Below are 5,347 nucleotides of genomic sequence, written 5' to 3'. Positions count from 1 at the left end.
TGGAAAGGAAAACCCTTGATGATCGTCACCTATGGCGGTCATGGCGGCGGGAAGTGCGCGGCGCAACTGCATCAGGTGGCGGAGGGACTTAAAATGAGACCCGTCTCTCCGATGCCCGCGATTACCCTTTCAGACGCTATCATCCGAGAAAATGCTCCTCTTGATGACGCGACCTTTGCAGCGGCTCTTTCCCCTGTCCAGGACGGTTGGGCAGCGCTCGCTGAAAGCCTGTCCTCTTCGACGTAACGTGCAAGCACCCTGATCATCAAACGAAACCCGTCTGATGATAGAGTCCGACGGAAAAATCGTCCGGCAATGCCTGCCTGGCGGCGTATTGGCGTCAGCCGGGAGATGACAGGCCGCGGAAAAACGCGACCAGCCCTCGTTCGAAGCGAGCATGGAAATCACCGGCAAGAACGGCGTCCAGGCTTTGGGGCAGGGCTGATCATTATCATTGCCAAAGTGATCTGCGCCGGAAGTGACCGTTATGTCCGCTTCGCAGAGTTTCCGATGAGGAGCGGACACTCCGGTTCCCCCCCGAAGTGCCCGTCTGCTCAGTGATGCCAGAGCAGACGGGCGACAATCGCCTCATAACGGACATCGAATACTACGATCGCATTCCGATAACGGATATAGCCTCTGAATACATAGTCTCATATTATCCGCCGCTTCATACTAAATGTCCTGCCATCAGGCTTTCATCGCATCCGCCATTATGACCTGTTCATAAGTTCTAACCTTCAGGTCAGCCCAACAAAGAAATTGCCGCAAGTCAGGTAGCAGGCCGATGTGGCATTATCATTTGACGTTCTTTTGTATCTGTGAGTTACTTAACGTAACGAAATTATACAAAAGCCAGAGCTACCATGACGGATCAAAGTTTTTTTTACGTCTCTGCCTACATCTTCCCACGATACTGCCTTGGCGCAGATCCCAGGAGGGGGCCATTCCGCAGGGATAGCAAACCATCAGTTTGGAGCCGCTGCTTCAACAACAGATTATGATCTAAAATTGGCTAGTGGCACATCCTCAAATAATGAGATCACCCAATATGGGGGGGGCGACAGACTATCACCGTAATAGTCCAGCGCTTACGGCCGCGCTTCAGACGCTCCAAAACTTTGGAAATGGTACGGAACAGTCGACAAAAGACACTCAATTTTCTGTCCCTGCAATACAGACCCCGTCGTCTTCGTCAATCGGACTGGTCATGTTGGCGCGTTCAGCGGAAGATCCGGGCAGCGATGATGGCTACACGCCCCCCAAACAGAGTGCCAGCATTCCTGATAACAACGGCGGAGATGGAGGTGGGGGTGTCGAAGCGAGTGGAGGCGGGGATACTTTCACATCGCATCCTTCTGATCCAGATGATGAAGGCAGTGGAGGAGGCGGAGTGGATCCATCTACTTGGTGAAGCTCCAACAGTCCTCCTTCCAATTCATCATCAAACGACGAGCATATCCCTGTCCATGGCCATCGGATTGTATCGTATCACGGTTACAAAGCTGAAGTCCTGAGCACTGGCACCTTTCTTCTTGCGCCTAACGGAAAAGATTTTGCAACTTACACGGCGCCGTCTGGTGCACACGTCCCTATAAAGGTGTCTGATCTCGATCAGGACTTACAGAAAGACTTTAGTGACATTCTGGGAACCTCACCTTCAGAACAGGATTATGAGAACGCCTACAAGACGGCCAGCAACGGCGGTTCACCAGATCAGGTTCGAAGAGACATCGCATTTTCTGATGCTTCGACAGCAAAGGTCAACGACCTTTATTCTCAGGTCTTGGGCCGTGGGTCGGATCCAGACGGTTTGACAGCTCAACAGAATGCAATGGCATCGGGACAAACGCTGCACGATATTCGCTGGAGTATGGCGCACTCAGCCGAAGAGATCGGCAAACTGAATGATCTTTACCATATTGAACTCGGACGTTCGATAGATACGAGTGGAAATCAGAGTTATCAGGATGCTATTGGGAACGGTCGTAGTTTAAATGATAGTATTCACGGTATAGCGCATTCTCCAGAAGCGCGCACACAGCAAATAGATCCTTTCCTGCGGAATAATGTTGGTAATATTTCCGGCGATCTAGAGCAAAGCGCCGCCACGGTCCTGAATTACGTGTCGCAAGCTGTCATGAGTATTCGAGATTACTCACAAGACCAAATTCAGTCACTCGCTACAAACTATCAAAACACGTTCGCACTCTCTGGTTCTGAAGGTAGTTATGACAAGTTAGTTCAAAACAATTGGATTAGTTGGGTAGGTTTGGCCGCAACTTTAGCAATAAGTATGACTCCACCCGGAGAAGCTGTAGCTGTCGGCGAAATATTGGTCTCTGGCGGAGAGGAAATTTTAGGGGCAACCTTAGATAATGAAATCAGTTCTGCTGCTATATTCGAAACAAAGGGGGCAAGCTCTGAGCCGCAGTATGCGTTATATTCTTCTCAAATAGAAAAATTCGAAAATTTAAATCCAAAAAATTCCGGTACTACAGTGGTTTTGGATGATGGTGCCAGTCTGACGCAAAATTATTCTACTAAATACCAAAAGAGAGCCATGGATTTCACTGGGGCAAATGAGCAGTCAGTTGAAAATATCTTTCGTAACCTTACATGTATTAAAGGGCCATTAGATCCGTATCTAAAAATAGATAGTGATATCGGAAAGGTGTATACCGTGAAAACAGAAATTGGTAATATAACATATCGTACAGTTTCAGGTTCTGGTAAAGACTGGACCATAGATTTACCTACAATGTCAAACGGTGTAAGTCGTCTTAAATTTTCGAAATAGGGGTAAAGTAATGGATATTGAAGACACAAAGAAAATTTTAGAGAGCTTATGTGATGAAGATTTCTCCATGATATGGAAGGAGTTGTTTTTCAAAGAGAAAAATTTAACAACAAGAGAAAAATTCAGCCATATTATACTACTTTTTACGATGGGCATAAAAAATAATATAATAATTGAACATGATAGAGAAAATAATATACCTATCTTCTCCGAAGAGGATCCGATTGATGTTGCAAAGCGCATTTTTAATGATTTTCCATTAGATAACCTTCCAGAATATGATGTCGAAGATAATATTATTTTCTTGGAATATTCTTTGAGAAAAAATTATGGCTGGGCAATACTAAAAGAAGGAACAACGCTCGTGTTGCCTAATAGCTTTTTTTAAATCACGAGGAGAGTTCTAAAATCGCTTGATTGTGAGTTCCTCTCGGTAATTTTTTTCTCGCTTCTGATCGGAGGAATGTGGCCACGAAAGTGAGTGCAGCGAAAGGCCGCTTTCGACCATCTCTCCCGAGCACCCGACATTCCGCCTTCCCCCCATATTGGTCGTCTGAATGAGCGTATCAGGACCTGTGTTTTCTCAGCGAGCCACAGAAAGCAGCTCACTCACTAAAGACGGTCGCTTATCCAACATCGCCAGCAAAACCTGGGCTGGTCCGGTTGGCTGACGACGACCATGTTCCCAGTTCAAAAGAGTTCCTTTGGCGACCCCGATGCTTCTGGCAAATTGGGCCTGAGAGAGTCCGGTCCGGGTTCTGATGGCCGCCACGTCAACCGATGGAACACGGACCTGGTGGGTCACGCTGTCCTCGGCGGGAGCTTCTGAATAGGCAAGAGCCGCATTCACCCCCTGCAGAATGCTGTCATAAGCGCTCATGATGGTTCTCCGTATTTCGCAATAAGCGTTTTGCTCAACTCTACCAGGGCAACCTGTTCAGATCGCGTCAGATTGTCTTTCTCGTTTTTGGCAAAAACGGTCAGGAGGAACAGAGGCATCTGTCTTCCACCAAAAACGTAGAGAGTTCTGTACCTTCCCCTCTTCCCACCACCCTCGCGGGAAAAGCACGACCTTTCGCAGACCGCCACCTAAAGAAATGCCAGCATCTGGCATCGCAGCGAGCATGTTAATCAGAGCCATACGATCGTCGTCTGACATCAGGGCTTTTGCCCGCTTTATGAATTCAGGCAGTTCGACAACGGTCTGCAGCTTAGCGGGGATACTCCGCCATTTCGCACCATTCTCATGACGCCAAAAAATCGCTGCTATCGTCCGCCGCAGATCATGTCGAGACGTCTTACCCCTCGAGGGAAAAATTTTAAGATCTAAGAGGTCCTAAACACCCACAGAGCTGTTTATCTTTTTTTAATTAGAAGATAGATGGGCTGAAACAGTGTCGGAATTTATGTAGTTTAATAACCTTTCCGCAGTATCAGAAAAAATACAGGACCCGTAATCTATTTGTGGCTTATATTTGTCATATATCCCTAAAGCCAGATTACCATGGTACAAACAGATTTTTATAAGTTTATACTCTCCACTTGAAAAGACGTTATTATATTCTTTCTTGTTTTGTAAAAGAAAAGATTTTATCTTTATTACTTCCATCAAAATTTCATCATCTGAAAACATTCCTAAAATGGATATCTCGGTGGCATCTGAAAAATCCAATACCGTTGCAACCAGATAGTTCCGAATTGAAACCAGCTCATCAAAGGAGAGAGTGAAATTATCAGTCATTATTGTAATACTTTAAAATAGCTATATCCGAATTTGGGGATGAATAAAGTACCATTGTTATCTCCAATAGTTTTTGAGTATGGATTAAATATCAATACCGTTTGGTCTTGACGGTCACATATTCCGATTCTGTCTCCACCCAATTCTGAGTTTATTTCATATCTGCTAGAGTTACTTGGGGCGTTCAAAAGCATATTTTTTGCATATTCTGACAGGTCATGTACGTTGTTAATCCCGAGTGTTCGCAATGGAATGGAATTGGGCTTCGTAAGGGCATCAATATGTTTCTCACTATGCTGAGCAATCATCGGAGCAAGATCGTCTGCTGCATAAGTCTTTCCGGCGGACGTCAAAATATTGGGGTTTTTTGTTTCTAGATCCGTAACGAAGCGAGACTCCATGATCAGCGCCGCTCTGTCGAGAAGGGCCTCTCCGCCCGGGACAGCAACGCCTCCCACCACCGCTGCAGCGCCCATCTCCGGCGCGCTCATCACCGCGAAAGAAACAACAACCGCCGCTGCAAGGCACTGCCATGCAGTCCAGCTGTGAGGCGTAAGGCTGTTCACGACATTGCTATCAAGCGTAAAGGACGTCTGATACCCGTTAGCAAGAGACTGAAGCTGGTCCTGTGAATAATCACGAATGCTCATCGCAGCTTGTGACACATAATTCAGGACCGTTGCCGCGCTCTGTTCCAGATCGTCGGAAATGTTTCCAACACTGTTTTGTAGGAAAGGATCTATTTGCTGTGTGCGCGCTTCTGGAGAATGCGCTATATCGTGAATACTATCATTTAAACTACGACC

The 5,347-nt window shown here is 46.5% G+C and carries 7 protein-coding genes and 1 pseudogene; 4 read left to right on the top strand and 4 right to left on the bottom strand.

Translation table 11 applies throughout. From position 1 onward, the window contains the following. The 4 genes and pseudogenes from JK213_RS15715 to JK213_RS15705 form a co-directional block, all read left to right on the top strand. Positions 1–246: pseudogene (locus tag JK213_RS15715) on the top strand (NAD(FAD)-dependent dehydrogenase); the annotation flags it as partial. A gap of 411 nt (positions 247–657) precedes the next feature. Further along, complete coding sequence (locus JK213_RS16015; protein WP_408872061.1) at positions 658–780, top strand: transposase; 123 nt, start codon at positions 658–660, stop codon at positions 778–780. 820 nt (positions 781–1,600) lie between these two features. Next, positions 1,601–2,800: a hypothetical protein gene (locus tag JK213_RS15710; protein ID WP_211571893.1), complete on the top strand. Its 1,200-nt coding sequence runs from the start codon at positions 1,601–1,603 to the stop codon at positions 2,798–2,800. A 10-nt stretch (positions 2,801–2,810) separates the two neighbouring features. Further along, the gene (locus tag JK213_RS15705; RefSeq protein ID WP_194263510.1) at positions 2,811–3,188 is read left to right on the top strand and encodes a hypothetical protein; all 378 of its coding nucleotides are present in this window, start codon (positions 2,811–2,813) and stop codon (positions 3,186–3,188) included. A gap of 195 nt (positions 3,189–3,383) precedes the next feature. Here the strand turns inward: JK213_RS15705 and JK213_RS15700 are convergent, their stop codons facing one another. The 4 genes from JK213_RS15700 to JK213_RS15685 all read right to left on the bottom strand — a co-directional run. Then, positions 3,384–3,680 carry a DNA-binding transcriptional regulator gene (locus JK213_RS15700; protein WP_194263509.1) on the bottom strand — a complete coding sequence of 99 codons (297 nt, stop codon included), beginning with the start codon at positions 3,678–3,680 and terminating at the stop codon, positions 3,384–3,386. After that, complete coding sequence (locus tag JK213_RS16145; RefSeq protein ID WP_322783079.1) at positions 3,677–3,889, bottom strand: type II toxin-antitoxin system RelE/ParE family toxin; 213 nt, start codon at positions 3,887–3,889, stop codon at positions 3,677–3,679. The genes JK213_RS15700 and JK213_RS16145 overlap by 4 nt, the downstream gene beginning before the upstream one ends. Before the next feature lie 277 nt (positions 3,890–4,166). Beyond that, positions 4,167–4,541 (bottom strand): hypothetical protein, encoded by a 375-nt coding sequence (locus tag JK213_RS15690; RefSeq protein WP_211571892.1) that lies wholly within the window; start codon positions 4,539–4,541, stop codon positions 4,167–4,169. Beyond that, positions 4,541–5,347: hypothetical protein (locus tag JK213_RS15685; protein ID WP_211571891.1), on the bottom strand; the 807-nt coding region annotated here is incomplete at its 5' end. The genes JK213_RS15690 and JK213_RS15685, both read right to left, overlap by 1 nt.

It is taken from the genome of Gluconobacter sp. Dm-44, assembly GCF_018256175.1.
GTDB lineage: Bacteria > Pseudomonadota > Alphaproteobacteria > Acetobacterales > Acetobacteraceae > Gluconobacter > Gluconobacter cadivus.
The sequence above is the reverse complement of the archived record's forward strand: the minus strand, read 5'-3'. Positions and strand labels throughout refer to the sequence as shown.